This window comes from Rhodococcus sp. IEGM 1408, from assembly GCF_033142235.1.
Classification (GTDB): domain Bacteria; phylum Actinomycetota; class Actinomycetes; order Mycobacteriales; family Mycobacteriaceae; genus Dietzia.
In genome coordinates this window covers 307,143-328,014 of the sequence record NZ_JAWLRW010000002.1, presented here as the reverse complement: position 1 = coordinate 328,014, position 20,872 = coordinate 307,143, and the positions used below count along the sequence as shown (strand labels likewise).

General features: G+C 71.7%; 19 protein-coding genes. 16 read left to right on the top strand and 3 right to left on the bottom strand.

Annotation, left to right across the window (positions count from 1 at the left end; genetic code table 11):
• The first annotated feature begins 18 nt into the window (after nucleotides 1-18).
• From R4P08_RS04370 to smc, 6 genes are read left to right on the top strand one after another with little or no spacing between them, the layout of a single operon-like run.
• Nucleotides 19-612, top strand: coding sequence for a YceD family protein (locus tag R4P08_RS04370; protein WP_317812531.1), 594 nt, complete (start codon nucleotides 19-21; stop codon nucleotides 610-612).
• Complete coding sequence (gene rnc / locus R4P08_RS04365; RefSeq protein WP_317812530.1) at nucleotides 609-1,322, top strand: ribonuclease III; 714 nt, start codon at nucleotides 609-611, stop codon at nucleotides 1,320-1,322. Before R4P08_RS04370 ends, rnc begins: the two co-directional genes overlap by 4 nt.
• Nucleotide 1,323: 1 nt before the next feature.
• Nucleotides 1,324-2,265: a bifunctional DNA-formamidopyrimidine glycosylase/DNA-(apurinic or apyrimidinic site) lyase gene (gene mutM / locus R4P08_RS04360; protein WP_317812529.1), complete on the top strand. Its 942-nt coding sequence runs from the start codon at nucleotides 1,324-1,326 to the stop codon at nucleotides 2,263-2,265.
• 20 nt (nucleotides 2,266-2,285) lie between these two features.
• Complete coding sequence (locus tag R4P08_RS04355) at nucleotides 2,286-2,786, top strand: OsmC family protein (RefSeq protein ID WP_317812722.1); 501 nt, start codon at nucleotides 2,286-2,288, stop codon at nucleotides 2,784-2,786.
• Entirely contained in the window at nucleotides 2,783-3,073 is a 291-nt protein-coding gene (locus tag R4P08_RS04350; protein ID WP_317812528.1) for an acylphosphatase, read from the top strand. The genes R4P08_RS04355 and R4P08_RS04350 overlap by 4 nt, the downstream gene beginning before the upstream one ends.
• Before the next feature lie 16 nt (nucleotides 3,074-3,089).
• Complete coding sequence (gene smc / locus R4P08_RS04345; protein WP_317812527.1) at nucleotides 3,090-6,656, top strand: chromosome segregation protein SMC; 3,567 nt, start codon at nucleotides 3,090-3,092, stop codon at nucleotides 6,654-6,656.
• A gap of 37 nt (nucleotides 6,657-6,693) precedes the next feature.
• On the opposite strand, the gene R4P08_RS04340 is transcribed toward smc, so the two are convergent.
• From R4P08_RS04340 to R4P08_RS04330, 3 genes are read right to left on the bottom strand one after another with little or no spacing between them, the layout of a single operon-like run.
• Complete coding sequence (locus R4P08_RS04340) at nucleotides 6,694-7,437, bottom strand: succinate dehydrogenase/fumarate reductase iron-sulfur subunit (RefSeq protein WP_317812526.1); 744 nt, start codon at nucleotides 7,435-7,437, stop codon at nucleotides 6,694-6,696.
• Nucleotides 7,434-9,410 carry a fumarate reductase/succinate dehydrogenase flavoprotein subunit gene (locus R4P08_RS04335; RefSeq protein WP_317812525.1) on the bottom strand — a complete coding sequence of 659 codons (1,977 nt, stop codon included), beginning with the start codon at nucleotides 9,408-9,410 and terminating at the stop codon, nucleotides 7,434-7,436. The genes R4P08_RS04340 and R4P08_RS04335 overlap by 4 nt, the downstream gene beginning before the upstream one ends.
• A complete protein-coding gene (locus R4P08_RS04330) occupies nucleotides 9,407-10,108 on the bottom strand; it encodes a succinate dehydrogenase (protein ID WP_317812524.1) in 702 nt (233 codons plus the stop codon). Before R4P08_RS04330 ends, R4P08_RS04335 begins: the two co-directional genes overlap by 4 nt.
• A 114-nt stretch (nucleotides 10,109-10,222) precedes the next feature.
• Between R4P08_RS04330 and ftsY the strand changes: the two genes are divergently transcribed.
• From ftsY to rplS, 10 genes are all read left to right on the top strand, one after another.
• Nucleotides 10,223-11,692, top strand: a complete 1,470-nt coding sequence (gene ftsY / locus R4P08_RS04325; protein ID WP_317812523.1) for a signal recognition particle-docking protein FtsY — start codon at nucleotides 10,223-10,225, stop codon at nucleotides 11,690-11,692.
• A 248-nt stretch (nucleotides 11,693-11,940) separates the two neighbouring features.
• The gene (locus tag R4P08_RS04320; protein ID WP_317812721.1) at nucleotides 11,941-13,236 is read left to right on the top strand and encodes an ammonium transporter; all 1,296 of its coding nucleotides are present in this window, start codon (nucleotides 11,941-11,943) and stop codon (nucleotides 13,234-13,236) included.
• A gap of 28 nt (nucleotides 13,237-13,264) precedes the next feature.
• On the top strand, nucleotides 13,265-13,603 hold the full coding sequence (locus tag R4P08_RS04315) for a P-II family nitrogen regulator (RefSeq protein ID WP_317812522.1): 339 nt from the start codon (nucleotides 13,265-13,267) through the stop codon (nucleotides 13,601-13,603).
• A 156-nt stretch (nucleotides 13,604-13,759) separates the two neighbouring features.
• Entirely contained in the window at nucleotides 13,760-16,135 is a 2,376-nt protein-coding gene (locus R4P08_RS04310) for a [protein-PII] uridylyltransferase (RefSeq protein WP_317812521.1), read from the top strand.
• Nucleotides 16,136-16,199: 64 nt separating this feature from the next.
• The gene (gene ffh / locus R4P08_RS04305) at nucleotides 16,200-17,771 is read left to right on the top strand and encodes a signal recognition particle protein (protein WP_317812520.1); all 1,572 of its coding nucleotides are present in this window, start codon (nucleotides 16,200-16,202) and stop codon (nucleotides 17,769-17,771) included.
• Between the two features lie 241 nt (nucleotides 17,772-18,012).
• On the top strand, nucleotides 18,013-18,534 hold the full coding sequence (gene rpsP / locus R4P08_RS04300) for a 30S ribosomal protein S16 (RefSeq protein ID WP_317812519.1): 522 nt from the start codon (nucleotides 18,013-18,015) through the stop codon (nucleotides 18,532-18,534).
• A 5-nt stretch (nucleotides 18,535-18,539) separates the two neighbouring features.
• A complete protein-coding gene (locus tag R4P08_RS04295; RefSeq protein ID WP_317812518.1) occupies nucleotides 18,540-18,782 on the top strand; it encodes an RNA-binding protein in 243 nt (80 codons plus the stop codon).
• Between the two features lie 33 nt (nucleotides 18,783-18,815).
• Nucleotides 18,816-19,349, top strand: coding sequence for a ribosome maturation factor RimM (gene rimM, locus R4P08_RS04290; RefSeq protein WP_317812517.1), 534 nt, complete (start codon nucleotides 18,816-18,818; stop codon nucleotides 19,347-19,349).
• Nucleotides 19,350-19,381: 32 nt separating this feature from the next.
• Entirely contained in the window at nucleotides 19,382-20,146 is a 765-nt protein-coding gene (gene trmD / locus R4P08_RS04285; RefSeq protein WP_317812720.1) for a tRNA (guanosine(37)-N1)-methyltransferase TrmD, read from the top strand.
• Nucleotides 20,147-20,310: 164 nt separating this feature from the next.
• A complete protein-coding gene (gene rplS, locus R4P08_RS04280) occupies nucleotides 20,311-20,652 on the top strand; it encodes a 50S ribosomal protein L19 (RefSeq protein WP_317812516.1) in 342 nt (113 codons plus the stop codon).
• Nucleotides 20,653-20,872 lie beyond the last annotated feature (220 nt).

Here is a 20,872-nt window from a genome sequence, read left to right as displayed (position 1 = left end):
GCGGGTAGTCTGCAGGGCGTGTCCACCTCCTCCCGCACCCCCCGCCACCACCCTCGGCCGGCCGCCGATTCCCTCGTCCTCGACACCCGCACCGTCGCCCGGACCCCCGGCGCCACGGCGCAGGTGCAGCGGTCGGCCGTGCTGCCGTCGAACGTCGGCGTCGAGCTGATGAAGATCCCCGCGAAGTCGGAGGTCGAGCTGGACCTCACCCTGACCTTCATCGACGAGGGCGTCCTGGTCACCGGGTCGGTCACCGGGCACGCCGAGGTCGAGTGCGCGCGGTGCCTGGGCAGGTTCACCACCGGGTCCACGGTCTACCTGACGGAGATGTACGCCGCCGAGGGCACCGCGACGGCCGCCGGCGCCGAAGAGGACGACGTGCGCCTGCTCGACGGCGACCTGCTCGACCTGGAACCGGCCCTGGTGGACGCGTTCGGTCTGAGATTCCCCATGTCGCCCACGTGCACCGACTACGGACACGACGAGTGCGTCAACCCCGACACCCCCGCGCCGGACGGCATCTCCGGCAGCACCGAGGGACGGATCGATCCGCGGTGGGCCGGGCTGGCGGAGAAGTTCGGGACCACCGGGGCGGCCGAGGAGACCGAGTGACTAGCGGGTCCACTGCACTGGGCGCCGTACTCGGGGTGGAGCTGCCCGAGCCGCTGGCCACCCAGGCGCTGACACACCGGTCCTACGCCTACGAGCACGGCGGGCTCCCACACAACGAACGCCTGGAGTTCCTCGGGGACGCCGTCCTGGAACTGATCGTCACCGAGTACCTCTACGGCGAGTACCCGGACCGGCCCGAAGGCGATCTGGCCAAGATCCGCGCCAGCCTGGTCAACACCTATGTCCTGGCGGACATCGCCCGTGAGCTGGGGCCCGGCGGTCTGGGCGCGCATCTGCGCCTCGGCCGGGGCGAGGAGCTGACCGGGGGACAGGACAAGCACTCGATCCTCGCGGACACCCTCGAGGCGGTGTTCGGCGCCGTCTACCTCACGCACGGCCTCGAGGTCGCCCGCGTCCTCATCGAACGGATCATCGGCGAGCGGCTCCGGGTGGTCCCGACCCTCGGCGCCGCGCTGGACTGGAAGACGAGCCTGCAGGAGAAGAGCTCGGCGCTGGGACGGGCCGGGGTCCGGTACGCCATCACCTCCACCGGGCCGGACCACGACAAGCTGTTCGCCGCGGTGGTGTTCGTCGGCGACGAGGCACTGGGCCAGGGCGCCGGCCGGACCAAGAAGGAGGCCGAGCAGAAGGCGGCCGAGCAGGCCTGGGCCGCCCTGGACCAGACCGCGCCGGGCCGGACCGTCGGCTGAGATGCCGGAGCTGCCCGAGGTCGAGGTGGTGCGCCGAGGCCTGGAGTCCCACGTGGTGGGCCGGGGGATCACCCGGGTCGAGGTGACCGGTGCCCGTACGGCCCGCCGTCAACCCGGCGGCCCGACGGAGATCGTCGACCGCCTCCGCGGACGGGTGGTGACCGGGGCCCAGCGGCGCGGAAAGTACCTGTGGTTGACCTTCGACGGGGACCACACGGCCGGAGCCGACTGCCTGCTGGTCCACCTGGGGATGAGCGGGCAGATGCTCGTGACGACCGCCGACGCGCCGCCGGTGCGGCACATGCACGCACGGGCCGTCCTGGACGACGGCAACGAGCTGCGCTTCGTGGACCAGCGGACATTCGGTGGGTGGACCGTGGTGCCGCTGGCCGAGGCCCTCGACGGCACCGGTGTGCTCCTGCCGGCGTCGGCCGCCCACGTGGCCGCCGACCCCTTCGAGCCCGGCTTCGACGCGCTGGCCACGGCCCGCGCCATCCGCCGCCGGGACACCGAGATCAAGAGGCTCCTGCTGGACCAGACCGTGGTGTCCGGCATCGGCAACATCTACGCCGACGAGGCGCTGTGGCGTTCCGGGATCCACGGTCGGCGCCGCGCCGGCGCATTGACCCTCACCGCCGTCGCGGGGGTGCTCGATCACGCCCGCTCCGTGATGTCCGACGCCCTGGACGCCGGCGGCACGTCCTTCGACGCGCTGTACGTCAACGTGAACGGGGCCTCCGGCTACTTCGACCGCTCACTCGACGTCTACGGGCGGGCGGGGGAGCCCTGCTCCCGGTGCGGAACCGCGGTGGTCCGGGAGGACTTCATGAACCGCGGCTCGCACTTCTGCCCCGTGTGCCAGGTGCCGCCCCGCCGGAGCGGAGCCCGGGCGGGCGGCCGCTCGGTGCCGGGCCGCTCGCTACCGGGCCGCTCGGTACGATGACCAGCATGGACGAGACCGGGATGAACGAGACCAGCACAAACAAGTCCTCGCAGCAGTCACAGCCCGCCGCCGAGCTGTGGGTCGAGCGGACCGGGACCCGCCGGTACGTCGGCCACAATTCCCGGGGCGCCACGGTTGAGGTCGGCTCCGCCGATGTCGAGGGCGCGTTCACGCCGGGTGAGCTCCTGAAGGTCGCGCTCGGGGCGTGCACCGCGATGTCGTCGGACTTCACCCTTTCCCGCCGCCTCGGGGACGACTACGCCGCCACCGTCCGCATCGCCGGCCACGCCGACCGCGAGGTCGAGCGGTACCCGCATCTGGAGGAGACCTACGAGCTGGACCTCTCCGGACTCGACCCGGCCATGCGCGAGCGGCTGCTCGACATGGTGCGGCGGTCGGTCGACAAGGCCTGCACGGTCGGGAGGACCCTGGAGGCCGGGACGGAGATCGAGCTCGGGTTCGAGACGGGATCCGACACGGAGTCAGGTTCGGGGACAGCGACGGACCCGAGCGCAACGTGACCACGCCCGCGCACGACCAGGTCCGCATGGTCGCCTGGGTCCACGGCCGCGTCCAGGGCGTGGGCTTCCGCTGGTGGACCCGCAGCCGCGCACTCGAACTCGGCCTGACCGGTTACGCCACCAACAAGCCGGACGGGCGGGTCCACGTGGTGGCCGAGGGCCCGGAGTCGGCGTGCCGGGCCCTGTTGGAACTCCTGCGCGGTGGCGGACCCCCCGGAGTGGTGGACCTCGTCGTCGACACCTGGGAGCCGGCCCGCGGCGGCGTGACGGGATTCGTCGAGCGCTGACCTAGGATCGGACCCCATGTATCTCAAGTCGTTGACGCTCAAGGGCTTCAAGTCCTTCGCAGCGCCCACGACGCTGAAGTTCGAGCCCGGGATCTGCTGTGTGGTCGGCCCCAACGGATCCGGCAAATCCAACGTCGTGGACGCGCTCAGCTGGGTGATGGGCGAGCACAGCGCCAAGACGCTGCGCGGCGGCAAGATGCAGGACGTGATCTTTGCCGGTACCGCCGGGAAGGCGCCGCTCGGCCGGGCCGAGGTCACGCTCACCCTCGACAACTCGGACGGCACCCTGCCGATCGACTACGCCGAGGTCTCGCTGACCCGGCGGATGTTCCGCGACGGGGCGGCCGAGTACGAGATCAACGGTGACCGCGCCCGCCTGATGGACGTGCAGGAGCTGCTCTCGGACTCCGGGATCGGTCGCGAGATGCACGTGATCGTGGGCCAGGGCAAGCTCGCCGAGATCCTGGAGTCCAAGCCCGAGGAACGCCGCGCCTTCATCGAGGAGGCCGCCGGGATCCTCAAGCACCGCCGGCGCAAGGAGAAGGCGCAGCGCAAGCTGGCCGGGATGCAGGGCAACCTCGACCGGCTGAGCGATCTGACCGGCGAGCTCCGACGTCAGCTCAAGCCACTGGGGCGGCAGGCCGAGGTGGCGCGTCGCGCGCAGTCCGTCCAGGCCGACCTCCGCGACGCGACCTTCCGGCTGGCGGCCGACGACCTGGTGACCCGACGCGCTGAACTCGCGGACGCCGAGAGCGTGCGCTCGCAGCTCACCGGCCAGGTGGCCGCGGCCGCCCGGCGCCGCGATGAACTGGCGACAGCGGTCGCGGACACCCAGACCGAGCTCGACAGGCTCACGCCCGAGGCCGACGCCGCCCAGCACCGGTGGTTCGCGTTGTCCACGATGGCCGAGCGTGCCCGCGCCACCGCCCGTATCGCGGCGGACCGGGCGCGGTCCCTCGCCGCCGAGACGGCCGTCCACCACGGCACCGACCCCGACGAGTTGGACCGCCAGGCCGAGCGGGCCGCCACCCAGGAACGGGAGCTCGCGGCGGAGGTGGAGCGCGCCGCAGCCGAAGCCCGTCGCGCGACAGATTCCCTCAGGGCGGCGGAGGCGGAACTGGCCGGGCTCGAGGCCGAGCACCTCAAGGCGGTCCGCGCGATCGCCGACCGGCGCGAGGGGGTCGCCCGGCTCGCGGGCAAGGTCGAGACCCTGGCCGCGCGGGTCGAGTCGACCGAGGCGGAGATCGTCCGCGTGGATGCGGAAGCGAGGAGCGCCCGCGCCGCGGTGGCGGACGCGGAGGCCGAGTTCGACGCCGTCCACGCCCGCGTGGGCGCGCATTCCGAGGGCGAGCGGACCCTCGACGACCACCTGGGTCGGGCCGAGCGCGCGCACCTCGCGGCGCGCGCCCGCCTGGCCGAGCTCCGGGGGATCGAGCGCGAGGCGGACCAGCGGATCGCCGGTCTGGCCGCCCGGATCGAGGCCCTCGAGCAGAACAAGGGCGCCGGGGACGGGGCCGAATGGGTGCTCGGCCACCTGGGGACCGACACCGTCGCGGGGACGGTGGGCGAGCTCCTGGGCGTGGAGAACGGGTGGGAGCGCGCGGTCGGTGTGGCGCTGGGCCCCGCCGTGGACGCGGTCGTCGTGGAGGCCGGGGTGGACCGCCGGTCGGTCCTGGCGGCCCTGCGCGAGGCCGACGCCGGGCGCGCCGGGCTGGTGGGCCGCGGGGTCGCCGGAGGTGACTACCGCCTGGCGGTGGACCTGGTCGACGGCGCCCGCTGGGCGCTGGACGTGGTGACGGTGCCGGGGGATCTGGTCGCCGCCGTCACCGCCTTGCTGGTCGACGTGGTGGTGGTGGACGACCTCGAGGTCGCGCACGCCCAGGTGGAGGCCGACCGGCGGGTCCGGGCGGTGACCCGGGACGGCGAGCTGGCCGGTGCGGGGTGGGCCATCGGCGGCTCGGCCACCGGGCGGACGGGGCTCGAGATCCAGTCCGCGATCGACGCGGCCGTGGTCGAGCGGGACGCCGTGCGCGCCGAGATCGAGACCACCCGCGCCGAGCTCGCGGGAGCCGAGGCCGAGGACGTGGAGCGGGCGGACCGCTTCTCCGAGTCCCTGGCCGCGATCACCGAGTCGGACGCCGCGATCGAGGAGACCTACGCCGAGCTCGCGCGGATCGGCACCCGCCGCCGCCGCGCGGAGCACGAGGTGCGGCGCCTGGAGCAGACGCGGCGGATGGCCGTCGACAAGCTCGACGCCTCCCGCGCCGAGCACGCCGAGCTCACCGACCGCCTGGCGCGCGCCGGGGACGACGACGACGAGGGCCGGCTTCCGGCGGATGACGGTCGGGTCGCCGCGCAGGCCGCCGTCGCGGCTGCCCGGGGGGTCGAACTCGAGGCCAGGCTGGCGCACCGGTCCGCCGAGGAACGCGCCGCCGGGGTCCGCGGGAAGTCCGCGTCGTTGCGCAGGGCGGCTCAGGCGGAGAGGGAGTCCCGGGCGCGGGCCGCCCGGGCCGCCGCCACGCGACGCCGCGGGGCCGAGGTCGCCGGCGTGGTGGACGAGTTGAGCGTGCGCCTGCTGGCCAGGCTGGACGAGCTGATCGCCTCGGCGGGCGCCGAGCGGGACCGGCTGTCGGCCGGGCGGTCGGAGGCCACCTCGCGCGTGGCCTCGCTCCGCACCGAGCTGGCGCGGGCGGATGCCGAGGTCACCAGGCTGGGGGACGCCGCGCACCGCGACGAAATCGTCCGCGCGCAGCTCGAGGTCAAGGTCTCCGAGCTGGAGGCCGCGGTACTGGAGCGGCACGGGATCGAGCCCGGGGCGCTGGTCGCGGACTACGGCCCCGAGGTCGGCCTGCCGCCGTCCGCCCTGGAGATGGCGGAGTACGAGGCCGCCCGCGAGCGCGGCGAAGACGTGACCCCGCCCCCGCCCATGCCGTTCGTGCGCGCCGAGCAGGAGCGGCGACTCAAGCTGGCGCAGAAGGACCTGGCCACCCTGGGCAAGGTCAACCCCCTGGCACTGGAGGAGTTCTCCGCGCTCGAGGAGCGGTACGCATTCCTGTCCACCCAGCTCGACGACGTCAAGAAGGCCCGCACGGACCTCGAGGGGGTGATCGACGACGTGGACGCGAGGATCGAGCAGATCTTCACCGAGGCCTGGGTGGACGTCGAGCGCGAGTTCCGCGACGTGTTCTCCGTGCTGTTCCCCGGCGGCGAGGGCCGGCTGATCCTCACCGACCCCGGCGACATGCTCGCGACCGGCATCGAGGTCGAGGCCCGGCCGCCGGGCAAGAAGGTCAAGCGCCTCTCGCTGCTTTCCGGCGGCGAGAAGTCCCTGACGGCCGTGGCGATGCTCGTGGCGATCTTCAAGGCCCGACCCAGCCCGTTCTACGTGATGGACGAGGTCGAGGCCGCGCTCGACGACACCAACCTGCGCAGGCTCATCGGGCTGTTCGAGCAGCTGCGGGAGACCAGCCAGCTCATCGTGATCACCCACCAGAAGCCCACGATGGACGTGGCCGACGTGCTCTACGGCGTGTCCATGCAGGGCGACGGCATCTCCAAGGTGATCTCCCAGCGCATGCGCTGACGGTCACCGGCACCGGCACCGGCACCGGCACGGCCGGTCAGGACCGCCTGAACACCGCGCGCAGCCGCTCCCGGTTGACCACGCCGGTCGCGCGCAGCGGGATCCCCGCCGGGCACACCCGGGCGCACTCGCCGTAGAGGCCGCAGGAGCCGAACTCCTCCTCTGCCGCGCGGGTGATCTCGCGGGCGCGCGGCGCGCGGTCCCGGCTCGAGATCGGCATCAGCGCCAGGTGCCCGAGCTTGGCGCCCACGAACAGGGCGGCCGAGCCGTTCGGGCAGGCGGCCACGCACGCGCCGCACCCGATGCAGGCGGCAAAATCCAGCGCGGTCTCCGCCGCATCGTGGTCCTGGAGTTGGGAGTCGGCGTCCGGCGCCGTTCCGGCGGGGATCCCGACGTGCGCGCCGGCCTCGCCGACCCGGTCCAGCGCGGACCGGTCCACCACGAGATCGCGGATCACGGGGAACACGGCCGCGCGCAGGGGCTCGATGCGGAGGGTGTCGCCGTCGGCGTAGCCGGCCAGCCGCTGGTGGCACGAGGGCGTGTTCTCGGCCGGGCCGTGCGGGCGCCCGTCGACGGTCACGCCGCAGGCACCGCAGATGCCCTCGCGGCAGTCGGAGTCGAAGGCCACGGGCTCCTCGCCGGCGTCGAGAAGGCCGCTGTTGAGGGTGTCGAGCAGTTCGAGCACGCTCATCTCCGGCTCGGCGTCGGGGACCTCGTAGCGCTCGTACCGGCCGGTGTCCTCGGGCCCGGTCTGGCGCCAGACGCGCAGGTTGAGCTTCATCGGTAGTCCCTCGTGGTGAGCCCGACGGCGGAGAAGTCGAGCGGTTCGGCATGACGGGTGAAGGTGCGCGGGCCGCCGCGGTCGTCGCCGTCGGATCCCCAGGCGGAGGCGAAGCACCAGGTGTCGTCCCGGCGCAGCGCCTCCCCGCCTGAGGTCTGGTGCTCGTCCCGGAAGTGCGCCCCGCAGGATTCGTCGCGGTCCAGGGCGTCGATGCACATCAGTTCGGCCAACTCGAGGTAGTCGGCCACCCGGCCGGCCAGCTCGAGCACCTGGTTGAGGTGCTGACCGGAGCCGGTCACCCGGAGATCGGACCAGAACCGGGACCGCAGGTCGCGGATGCGATCGATCGCCGTGGAGAGGCTCGCGGCCGTCCGCGACACCCCGCAACCGGCGTAGAGGATCTCGCCGAGCTCCCGGTGGAAGTCCCCGGGTCCGGTCGTCCCGCCCACCGCCAGGAGGGCGTCCACGCGGTCCCGGGCGCGGCCCACCGCCGTGGTGACCACCTCGTCGTCGTCGTCCGGTGGGTCCTGACCGAGGCGCGTGGACAGGTGCGCCGGCACCGAGTGCGGCAGGGTGAACCAGCCGTCCACACTGGCGCTGAGCAGGGAGTTGGCCCCGAGCCGGTTGGCGCCGTGGTAGTTCCAGCCGCACTCGCCGCCCACGAACAGCCCGGGGATCGAGGTCTGCAGGTCGTAGCTGCTCCACAGCCCGCCCATGGTGAAGTGGCAGGTGGGGGCGATGCGCATCGGCACGGCGTACGGGTCCTCGCCGGTGGCGTGGGAGTACAGCTGCATCAGGTTGCCGTAGCGCTCGGTGATCTGTTCGCGGCCGTCGCGGGCCAGGGCGTCCCGGAGGTCCAGGTACACCGAGTTCGAGCGCGGACCCACCCCGCGGCCGGCGCGGATCTCCGCGGTGATCGCCCGCGAGGCCACGTCGCGGGGGACGAGGTTGCCGAACGCCGGGTACCGACGCTCGAGGAAGTAGTCGCGCTCGGCGTCGGGGATGTCGCCCGGGGCGCGATCCTCTCCCTCGCGCAGCGGCACCCAGATCCGGCCGTCGTTGCGCAGGGACTCGCTCATGAGGATGGTCTTGGCCTGCCAGGCCGTGTCCTTGGGCAGGGCGGTGGGATGGAACTGGACGAACGACGGCGACGCGAACAGCGCCCCCCGCTGGTGGGCGCGCCACACCGCCGAGGCGTTGGAGTTCACCGCGAGCGTCGAGTCGTGGAAGACGTTGCCGTACCCCCCGGTCGCCAGGACGACCGCGTGGGCGGTCACGGCGCGGATGTCCCCGGAGACGAGGTCGCGGACCACCACCCCGTGGCACCCGGAGTCGTCGACGACGAGGTCGAGCATCTCGTGGCGGGTGTGCAACGTCACGGTCCCCGCCCTGATCTGGCGCGCCATGGCCTGCACGCCAGCGATCTGGAGCTGCTGCCCGGTCTGGCCCCGGGAGTAGTAGGTGCGCGAGACCTGGACGCCGCCGAACGACCGGGTGGCGAGCACCCCGCCGTACTCGCGGGCGAAGGGGGTCCCGATCGCGGCGAAGTGGTCGATGACGCGCACCGACTCCTCGCCCAGCCGGTACGCCTCGGCCTCGCGTCCGCGGAAGTCGCCGCCCTTGACGGTGTCGCGGACGAACCGGGTGAGCGAGTCGCCGTCGACCCGCCGGGCGCGCGCCGCGTTGATGCCGCCCTGCGCGGCGACGGAGTGCGCGCGTCGCGGCGCGTCGTGATAGGTCAGCGCGGTGACCCGGTAGCCGAGCTCGCCCAACGCCGCGGCGGCGCCCGCCCCGGCCAGACCGGTTCCCACCACGATCACGTGGAAGCGGTGCCGGTTTCCGGGGGAGACCAGCCCGTAGTCGTCCCTGCGGCGGGCCCAGGCGGTGGCCGGGTCGCCCTCGGGGGTCCCCGGGGCCAGGATCTCCCCGACGCGGGCGCCGGGAACCGTGACCGGCGGTGGGGTGAAGGTCATGAGAGCCACCCGAGTTGGACCGCCAGGGGGATCGCGGCGTTGCCCAGCAGGACCGCCACGGCCGCGATCCCGCCCACGATCGCGACGACCGAGCGGGCCCGGACCCCGGTCACGCCGAGGTCTCCGGCGCTCGTGCGGACTCCGTGGGCGACGTGCACCGCGAGCAGCAGCATGGTGATCCCGTAGAAGGCGGCGACGAACGGCCGGGAGAAGCTCGCCACCAGGTTGGCGTGGGCCGATCCGGCGGAGAAGGTCTCCGGGGCCACCGGTGCCGTGCCGGTGGTCATGTCCAGGATGTGGACGACCACGAAGAGCAGCAGCACCACACCGGTGAGCAGCATGCTCCGCGCCCCGAACGACGCGAGGGTGAACCCGGTCCGGCGCCGATGCGGACCCGCGGCCGCGCGGGAGCGGCGGACCAGCACCACGGAGCACGCGACGTGCGCCACCAGGGCCAGCACCAGGACCACTCGCAGCAGCCACAACACGCCGCCGTGGGGGACCAGCGGATAGAAGAGGGTCCGAAGCCAGACCGCATAACCGTCGAATCCGGCCGCACCGCCGAAGACCTTGAGGTTGCCGATCATGTGGACCACCACGAACGCGGTGAAGAGCAGGCCGGTGACCGCCATGACGAACTTGACCATCCAGGTGGGGAGGTGGATGGAAGAGGGGGCCCCGGCGTCGACCTCGGTCACTCGCGCGCACCTCCTCGTGTCACGTGTCCGAGTCTAGGTGCGCGCGTCTCCCGGGATCGGCGATCGTCACAGGTGCAGTCGGCCAGCGAGGTGCAGTCGTCCATACTGGGCATCGTGAATACCACCACCTGGATCATCGTCGCCGTCGCCGTCGTCATTCTGCTGGCCGTCATCGCGCTCGTCGTGGGGCTTCAGCTCCGGAAGAAGCGGCAGATCTCCCTGAGCAGGCCGGAGGAACGCAGGGAGCTCACCCGGGAGGAGCGCTCGGGCAACTATCAGGCCGGGACCGGTTTCTCCTTCACCCCGGCCGGCAGCACCGCGACCGCGGCGCTCCCGAAAGAGCCCCTGCCCCGGGAGGCGGCACCGTCCCCGGGCCCGGTGACGCGGCCCGAGACCCGTCCCACGGCAGAGCCGCGACCGGCAGTGGAACCGCGACCGGCAGTGGAGCCGGCAGCGGAGCCGCGACCGGCAGCGGAGCCGCAGGCGCCCGCGCCCGAGCCCGACATCGCGCCCGGGACGAGCGCGGACACGGTCGTCGTGGAGCCCGCCCCGGTCCAACCCGTGGTGGTGCCTGCCGACGTCCCCGACGCCGAGATCCCCGCGCCGCCGGCGGTGGAGATCAGCGGCGCCCCCGCGCCCGTGGCCCCCGTCGAGCGGATCGACCCGTCAGCCGGTCGCCTCGACCGCCTCCGGGGCAGGCTCGCCCGTTCCCAGAGCACGGTGGGCCAGGGGCTGCTGGGGCTGCTGGGTGCGGGCGACCTCGACGAGGACGCGTGGGAGGAGATCGAGGACACGCTGATCATGGCCGATCTCGGATCGACGGTGACGCAGCGTGTGGTGGACCGCCTGCGCGCGGACATCGCGACCCGTCAGATCCGGACGGAGGCCGAGGTGCGGGATCTGCTCCGGCAGGCCCTCGTGGACAACCTGCACCCGGAGTACGACCGCTCGCTGCGCGCGCTGCCGAACAACGGCAAGCCGGCTGTCATCCTCGTCGTCGGCGTCAACGGCACCGGTAAGACCACCACGACCGGCAAGCTCGCCCGCGTCCTGGTGGCCGATGGCCGCAACATCCTCCTGGGCGCAGCGGACACCTTCCGCGCCGCCGCCGCCGACCAGCTCCAGACCTGGGCCGAGCGCGTGGGCGCCGAGGTCGTGCGCGGCAGGGAGGGGGCGGATCCCGCGTCGGTGGCGTTCGACGCCGTCGCCCGGGGCATCGAGACCGGGGTCGACGCCGTCCTCGTGGACACCGCCGGTCGTCTGCACACCAAGACCGGGCTGATGGACGAGCTCGGCAAGGTCAAGCGGGTGGTGGAGAAGAAGACCCCCGTGGACGAGGTGCTGCTGGTGATCGATGCGACCACCGGGCAGAACGGTCTCATGCAGGCGCGGGTGTTCAAGGACGTCGTGGACATCACCGGTGTGGTGCTCACCAAGCTCGACGGCACCGCCAAGGGCGGGATCGTGTTCCAGGTCCAGCACGAGCTCGACGTCCCGGTCAAGCTCGTCGGGCTGGGGGAGGGCGCCGACGATCTGGCGCCGTTCACCCCGGAGGCCTTCGTCGACGCGCTGCTCGGGATCTAGAACACCCGCAGCCAGGGCCTCCGGGCGTCCAGGACACATGACCGGAACGCGGCACCGCACCACGTAACAGGGATGAAACAACGCCGCACACCCGCCGCAACACCGGAACGGAAATCTTATGTCCCGAGGGTGAGCGACCAGACGCTCACCGCGGAGACGAGGAGGACCTCACGGTGATAGGTGACAGTGTCCTGTTGCTCGCCCAGGAGGCGACGACGACGGAGATCAGTGCGGGAGACACCGCCTGGATGCTGATGGCGGCATCCCTGGTGTTGCTCATGACGCCTGCGCTGGCCTTGTTCTACGGCGGTATGACACGCCAGCGGTCAGTGCTCAACATGATGATGATGTCGTTCGGCGCGATGGGCGTCGTCGGCGTCGTCTACGTGCTGTGGGGTTGGTCGATGTCCTACGGCACGCAGTCGGTTCTCGGGGTGTTCGCCAACCCCTTCGAGATGTTCGGCCTGGCCGGCGTGATCGGTGACGCGGAGAACTGGATGGTGTCCAGCTTGGGCGCCTATCCCCAGGTCGTCGACGTGGCTTTCCAGGTCACCTTTGCGATCATCACCGTCGCCCTCATCTCGGGTGCGATCGCCGAGCGCGTGAAGTTCGGCACCTGGCTGGTCTTCGTGGGCGTCTGGGTCACGCTGGCGTACTTCCCGCTCGCCCACATGGTGTGGGGTGGCGGGCTCCTCTCGGGTTCCGAGAACGGCCTGGCGTCGATGATCTTCGGTACCGTCGACGACGGTGAGGGCGGACTCGCCGCGGCCGTCGCCCCGGTCGACTTCGCGGGCGGCACCGTGGTCCACATCAACGCCGGTATGGCCGCGCTGGTCCTCGTCCTCCTGATCGGCAAGCGCTACGACTTCGGGCGCACCGCGTTCCGGCCGCACAGCCTCCCGCTCGTCATGCTCGGTGCTGCCCTCCTGTGGTTCGGGTGGTTCGGGTTCAACGCCGGTTCGGCGTTCGGCGCCAACGGGGCCGCAGGTCTGGCCTGGATCAACACCACCGTCGCGACCGCCGCCGCGATGCTCGGCTGGCTCCTCACCGAGCGGATCCGGGACGGACACGCGACCAGTCTCGGCGCCGCCTCGGGCGTCGTCGCCGGCCTGGTGGCCATCACCCCGGCCGCCGGTTCGGTGCACCCCCTGGGTGCGATCGCCGTCGGTGCGATCTCCGGTGCACTGTGTGCCCTCGCCGTGGGGCTCAAGCACAAGTTCGGGTACGACGACTCCCTCGACGTCGTGGGTGTCCACCTCGTGGCCGGTCTCTGGGGCACCATCTCCATCGGCCTCCTGGCCACCGGTACTTTCGGCACGGATGCCGGCGTGTTCTACTCGGCGGACGGGTGGCGGCTGCTCATCGTCCAGATCGTCATCGCCCTGGTCGCCCTCGTGTTCACCGGCATCATGACCGCGATCGCCTACGTCATCTGCCGCCCGCTGGGCTGGCGCATCAGCGAGACGGACGAGCAGTCCGGCATCGACGGCGCCGAGCACGCGGAGACCGCGTACGAGGCCTCCACCAACGCGCTCATCCGTTGAGCCGACAACTGCGAAAGGAAGTCCAGATATGAAGCTCGTCACCGCGATCGTCAAGCCGTTCACACTCGACGACGTCAAGGCCGCCCTCGAACAAGCGGGTATCCACGGACTCACCATCAGCGAGGTCCAGGGCTACGGCCGTCAGAAGGGACACACAGAGGTCTACCGTGGCGCCGAGTACGCCGTGGACTTCGTGCCCAAGATCCGGGTCGAGGTGGTGGTGGACGATGATTCACTCGACACGGTGATCCAGCTGATCGTCGACGCCGCCCGGACCGGGAAGATCGGCGACGGCAAGGTGTGGGTGACCCCTGTCGAGAGCATCGTGCGGGTCCGTACAGGCGAGGCGGGCGAGGCCGCCATCTGACCGGTTCACCGCTGCTGCGCGGTCGACCCCCGACACGGGGGCCGGCCGCGCCGTCGTGTGTGCGGACTCGTTCACAGAAGTGAAACACGCAGGCCCCGTGCGTGTGACACGGCCGCGACAGGCTGGGACACGACCTATGACGACGAGGGGACTTCCATGACCGCGACAGCGGACGGCAGGCGCGCCACGGCGCTCCGGGACGGGCGCGAGAAGATCCTCTCCGCTTCGCGGGAGAGCCTGTCGGCCGCCGCACTCCGAGAGGCCCTGTGCGAGCTCTACGAGATCGAGCTGGGACGGCTCGCGGAGGACGCGGGGATCGGCCCGGACTCCGGGTTCGCGCTGGTGGCGCTCGGCGGGCTCGGTCGGCGAGAGGTGCTGCCGTACTCGGACCTGGATCTGGTGCTGATCCACGAGCGTCGCCCCGGCCGTGATGTCGGCGAACTCGCCGACGCCCTGTGGTACCCCCTGTGGGACTCCGGGGTGGCCCTGGACCACAGCGTGCGGACGGTGGACCAATGCCTCTCGGTGGCGGCCTCGGATGTCTCGGTGGGGCTGAGCCTGCTGGACTGCCGGGTGATCGCCGGTGATGCGGACCTCGGGGCGCTCGTGGTGAACGGGGCCCGGCGCCAGTGGCGGGACCAGATCGCGTCCCGGTTCGACGACCTGGTGGCCGCGGCCGGCGCGCGCCGGCACCGGTCGGGGGTGATCGCCCACCGCATCGAACCGGACCTCAAGAACGGAGTGGGCGGGCTCCGTGACTCGCAGCTCGTGTCGGCTCTGGCCGTCGCCCACCTCAGCGACGGCCGACCGGCCGTGCCGGGGGGGATGGCGGCCGCCCATCGGCTGGTCCTGGACGCGCGGACCGAACTCCACCGGGCCAGTGGGCGGGGCCGGGAGGTCCTCCACGCCCAGTACGGCGACGAGGTGGGGCAGGCGCTCGGGCTGGGCGACCGCTTCGATCTCGCGCGCGCCCTGAGCGACGCGTCGCGGACCATCGCGTTCACCGCGGATCAGGCTATCCGCGGGTCGTGCGCGACCCTGTCCTCCCGGGGACTCTCCGGGCTGCTGCGCAGGTCGCCGGTGCGGCGTCCGCTCGACGACGGGGTGGTGGAGCATGCGGGCGAGGTGGCGCTCGCGAGGGACGCACGGGTCGGGGAGGACCCGTGGCTGCCGCTGCGCATGGCCGCCGCCGCCGCCCGGTTCCGCCTCCCCATCGCGGGCTCGACGCTCGGCGTGCTCGTGGAACGTTCTCCGGCGCCGGAGGGTCAGTGGCCCGCCGAGGCACTCTCGGACCTGCTCGTCCTCCTGGGTTCCGGCGAGGCGCAGCTCCCGGTGATCGAGGCCCTCGACCGCAGCGGGCTGTGGGAGCGGATCCTGCCCGAGTGGTCGGGTGTCAGGGACCTGCCGTCCCGGGACCGGTCCCACGTGTACACAGTCGACCGTCACCTGGTCCAGACGGCGGTCGAGGCGTCCCGCCTCACCACCTCCGTGGCGCGGGCCGATCTGCTCCTGCTGGCGGCGCTGTTGCACGACCTCGGCAAGTGCCGCGACGGGGACCACAGTGTGAACGGCGCCGAGATCGTGGGGCCGATCGCGCGGCGGATGGGGCTCGCCGTCGACGACGTGGACACGCTCGTCCGGATCGTCAGGCACCACCTGCTGCTCGCCGCGACCGCGGTGCGTCGCGATCCCTCGGATCCGGACACGGTCGACGAGGTGTCGGCCGCGCTCGAGGGCGACGCGACCGCGCTCGACGTGCTCGCCGCGCTCACCGAGGTGGACTCGATGGCCACGGGCCCGACGGTCTGGACCCCTGGTCGGGAGAGGGCGCACGCGGCGTTGGTGGACGCGTGCCGCCACCGGTTCGAGTCCGTGCCCGGGCCCGTCGAGGCCCCGAAGGTGGACGCCACCCGGCCGCACGGACCGCCCGATGTCGTCGTGGATCTCAGCACCGCGGGGACCGGGTCGAACCACGAGGTCACGCTGGTCGTCCCCGGCGGGGGGAGATCGCTCGCGGTCACCGCGGAGGTACTCGCCGCGCACCGCCTGGAGATCGTCGACGCCGAGGTCGACCTTCGACCGCCCGGCGGGATGCGCGCGAGGATGACCGTCTCCACCCGCTTCGGCGACCCCGCGGACCCGCGACTGCTGCGCCAGGACCTGCGCAGGGCGGTCGACTCCGGGCTCTCGGCACAGCTCCGTGCGGCCCTGGAGCGGAGTATCGCCCACCCGTTGGGACCGGCGCAGGCCAGATCATCCGTTCTGGTTACCCGCCGCAGCGATGCCGACGGGATCCTCCTCGAGGTGCGGTCGGAGGATCGGCCGGGATTGTTCGCGCGGATAGTCGCGGCGATCGTGAACACCGGGGCCAGGATCGACTGGGTGGTGGTGCGCACCCGGGGCGCGGCCGTCGAGGACGTGTTCGCGTTGTCGGGCCCGGGAGCGGTCCTGGGGACGGCCACGGAAGTCGAGTCGCTGCTGCCCCGACCGGATCCAGCCACGCCGCTCGGCGGGCATGCCGATACCCTGTGAGCAGTCGTCGCCGACGACGCCGGGATCCCCGCGCTCCCGGCCCGCGAACCAGGGAGCTGTAGCCGTGTTCGATTCCTTGTCCGATCGCCTGACAGGTGCGCTCAAGGACCTGCGCGGAAAGGGCCGGCTCAGCGACGCCGACATCGACGCGACGGCCCGTGAGATCCGCCTGGCGCTGCTCGAGGCGGACGTCGCGCTGCCCGTCGTGCGCACCTTCATCGCCAGGGTCAAGGAGCGGGCCAAGGGCTCCGAGGTCTCCGAGGCGCTCAACCCCGCGCAGCAGGTCGTCAAGATCGTCGACGCCGAGCTCACCGCCATCCTCGGCGGCGAGGTCCGCCGCATCGACTTTGCCAAGCAGCCCCCGACGGTGATCATGCTCGCGGGCCTGCAGGGTGCGGGTAAGACCACCCTCGCCGGCAAGCTCGCCCACTGGCTCAAGGGCCAGGGTCACACCCCGCTCCTGGTGGCCTGCGACCTCCAGCGACCGGGCGCCGTGGACCAGCTCCGCATCGTCGGCGAGCGCGCCGGCGTCCAGGTCTTCGCCCCGCACCCCGGCACGTCGGTGGGCGGCGACGGCGAGGTCGTGGGGGTGCAGGAGCCGGTGTCAGTGGCCCAGCGGGGTCTCGCGCACGCCCGCGCCAAGATGCACGACGTGGTGATCGTCGACACCGCCGGTCGACTGGGTATCGACGACGAACTCATGGCCCAGGCCAGGGGCATCCGCGACGCGGTCCAGCCCGACGAGACCTTCTTCGTCCTGGACGCGATGATCGGCCAGGACGCCGTGGTGACCGCCGAGGCCTTCCGCGAAGGCGTCGGCTTCACCGGCGTCGTGCTGACCAAGCTCGACGGCGATGCGCGCGGCGGCGCCGCGCTGAGCGTCCGCGAGCTCACCGGTACGCCGATCATGTTCGCCTCCGACGGCGAGAAGCTCGAGGACTTCGACGTCTTCCACCCCGAGCGGATGGCCAGCCGGATCCTCGGCATGGGCGACGTGCTCTCGCTGATCGAGCAGGCCGAGACGGTATTCGACGCCGAGGAGGCCGAGAAGACCGCCGCCAAGATCGGCTCGGGGGAGCTCAGCCTCGAGGACTTCCTCAACCAGATGCTCATGATCCGCAAGATGGGTCCCATCGGGAACCTGTTGGGCATGCTGCCGGGCGGCAAGGAGATGAAGGCCGCCGTCGGGGACATCGACGAGAAGTACCTGGACCGCATCCAGGCGATCATCCGGGGCATGACCCCGGGGGAGCGCGCCGATCCCAAGATCATCAACGGATCCCGCCGGCAGCGCATCGCCAAGGGCTCCGGCGTCACGGTGACCGACGTCAACCAGTTGGTGGACCGGTTCTTCGAGGCCCGCAAGATGATGAGCCGGATGGCGGGTCAGATGGGCATGCCCGGTGCCGGAAAGAAGAACCAGCGCAAGGGCAAGAAGGGCAAGGGCAAGGGGCGCGGACCGACGCAGTCCAAGAACAGGGCGATGATGCCCGGCGGGATGCCGGGGATGCCGGGGATGCCGGGGCTGCCCCCGGGCGGGATGCCGGACCTGTCGCAGATGCCGCCCGGACTCGACAAGCTCCCGCCGGGTCTCGAGGGTCTGGACCTCAACGACCTGAAGTTCCCCAAGCGCTGACCGGTCCGGTCCGGGCCCTGGCGATCGGTGCCAGGGCCGATCGGGGATCAGGTCCGATTGGGATCAGGGCAGTGGCGGCGTTTAGACTGGTCCGCTGGACGCCGTCATCGGTGGGTCCTGCCGGCGTGAGCCGGTTGGTCCCGTGCCGACCGGCGGTCACCCACAAGGCGAAACCGGACCCCGCACACCCGCGGGAGTCGCTGAATCGCCACGTGACCCGCAACAGAAAGCGAGACGACCCATGGCCGTCAAGATCAAGCTCACCCGCCTCGGCAAGATCCGCAACCCGCAGTACCGCGTGATCATCGCCGATGCCCGCAACCGTCGTGACGGGCGCGCCGTCGAGACCATCGGTCTCTACCGCCCGAAGGAGGAGCCGAGCTTCATCCAGATCGACTCCGAGCGTGCGCAGTACTGGCTCGGCGTGGGCGCGCAGCCCACCGAGGCTGTTGCCGCCCTGCTGAAGATCACCGGTGACTGGCAGAAGTTCAAGGGCCTCGAGGGCACCGAGGGCACCCTCCGCGTGGCCGAGCCCAAGCCCAGCAAGCTGGACCTGTTCAACAAGGCGCTCGAGGATGCCCAGGGCGAGCCGACCGCCGAGGCCATCACCGCCAAGCGCAAGGCCGAGAAGGCCAAGAAGGCTGACGAGGCCAAGAAGGCCGCCGACGACGCCAAGAAGGCTGAAGAGGCCGCCAAGGCTGCCGCAGCCGAGGGCGAGTCCGCCGAGGCCGCGCCGGCCGACGCCGAGACGCCCGAGGCCTGAGACAGATGAGTGACATGGTCGTCGATGCCGTCGACCACCTCGTCCGCGGAATCGTGTCGGACCCCGACGCGGTCTCCGTCGAGTCGAGTGGCGGCCGGCGCGGCACCGTGATCCGCGTCGCCGTCGCGCCCGATGACCTCGGACGCGTTATCGGCCGCGGTGGTCGCACGGCCTCGGCGATCCGGACGATCGTCTCCGCCGTCGGCGGACCCGATGTCCGGGTCGACGTGGTCGACACCGACCGCTAGAACTGTTCGGATCGCCCCAACCGGAAGGACACCATGGAGCTCGTCGTGGGACGCGTAGTCAAGTCACACGGCATCCGCGGTGAACTGGTGGTGGACGTGCGCACGGACTCGCCGGGAGACCGGTTCGCCGTGGGTGCGCGCCTGGTCGGACGCACGGGCAAGGGGCCCAAGGCCACCGACCGAGAGGTCGTCGTAGAAGCCGCCCGGGATCATTCCGGGCGGCTTCTCGTGCGCCTCGAGGGTGTGAACGACCGGGACACGGCGGACGCACTGCGCGGGACGCTCCTGCTCGTGGACTCCGACGCCCTGCCGGAGAACGACGACCCGGACGAGTTCCACGACCACCAACTCGAGGGACTCCGGGTCCTCGACACCGCCGGAGCACAGCTCGGCGAGGTCACGGAAGTCATCCACACCCCGGGCGGCGAACTGCTGAGCATCCGGCTCTCGGACGGCAGCGACGCGCTGGTGCCCTTCGTCACCGACATCGTGCCCGAAGTGGACCTCGGAGCCGGCACCTGCGTCATCGACCCACCGGAAGGGCTGCTAGACCTGGGGTCGTCATGACGAATCCTGACGAGGGGGTCTCCGGACCGCTGATGCGTCTCGACGTCGTCACCGTCTTTCCCGACTACCTCGACCCGCTCCGGCTGGCACTGCTCGGGCGCGCGATCGACCGCGGAATCCTCGAGGTTGGCGTCCACGACCTCCGGACCTGGACCCACGACGTGCACCGGTCCGTCGATGACACCCCGTTCGGCGGCGGACCCGGCATGGTCATGCGGCCGACGGTGTGGGGTGAGGCGCTCGACGAGCTGGTCCCGATGAACGAGGCGGATCCGGGGAATCGCCCCCTGTTGATCGTCCCGACGCCTGCCGGTCGGCCTTTCACCCAGGCTGACGCCCACCGCTACGCGGAGAGGCGCCACCTGCTCTTCGCCTGCGGTCGCTACGAGGGCATCGACCAGCGCGTGGTGGACGAGGCCTCCGGACGGATGGACGTCGAGGAGGTCAGCATCGGCGACTACGTGCTGATCGGGGGCGAGGTCGCCGTGCTGGTCATCGCGGAGGCCGTGGTCAGACTCCTGCCCGGCGTCCTGGGCAACAAGCGCAGCCACCAGGAGGACTCGTTCTCCGACGGTCTGCTCGAGGGGCCCAGTTACACGCGTCCGGAGGTGTGGCGGGACCGGGCCGTTCCCGAGGTCCTCAAGAGTGGTGATCACGCCCGGATCGTGCGGTGGCGCCGGGACGAATCGCTGCTCCGCACCGCGGCGCGCCGTCCCGACCTCCTCGCCGGTGCCGACCTCGACGTCAAGGACCGCGAGGCGCTCGCCCGGTTCGGCTTCGAACCCGGCACCCACTGATTTGGGTCGGGTGCTCCGGGGATGGCACACTAGCGAGGTTGACCATTCGGGCGCATCCGTGCGCCCGCGGACGGTCGCGCTGATCCGGGGCACGAACCGGTCGACCTGCCTGACGGCGGGCGCCAGGGTCCTCTGTCCTCAATTCCTGACATCTGAGGAACTCAATGAACACTCTCGACTTCATCGACAACAAGTCGCTCCGCGACGACATCCCGGCGTTCCGGCCCGGCGACACCCTCGACGTACACGTCAAGGTCATCGAGGGCTCCAAGGAGCGTGTCCAGGTCTTCAAGGGCGTCGTGATCCGTCGCCAGGGCGGCGGCGTCCGCGAGACCTTCACCGTCCGCAAGATCTCCTTCGGCGTCGGCGTCGAGCGCACCTTCCCGGTGCACTCGCCCACCATCGACAAGATCGACGTCCTGGTGCGCGGCGACGTCCGTCGCGCCAAGCTCTACTACCTGCGTAATCTCCGCGGCAAGAAGGCCAAGATCAAGGAGAAGCGCTGAGCTGATCGGGCGGGGCCGACTCGACCGCAGTCTGCGGTGGTAGATCGACTACGCTCGTCCGGGTGAGCAGCACTGAATTGCCTGGAAAGAACCCCTCCGAGCCGGGGGCCCCGGGTCACCGGGCCCCGGCGCGGGGGGGGGGGCGGAACGGGCCCCCCAGGGATATAGAGGTCCCCGCTCTGGTGGGGATTGCGGGGGGCCCGGGTGTGGTCTGCGCGCC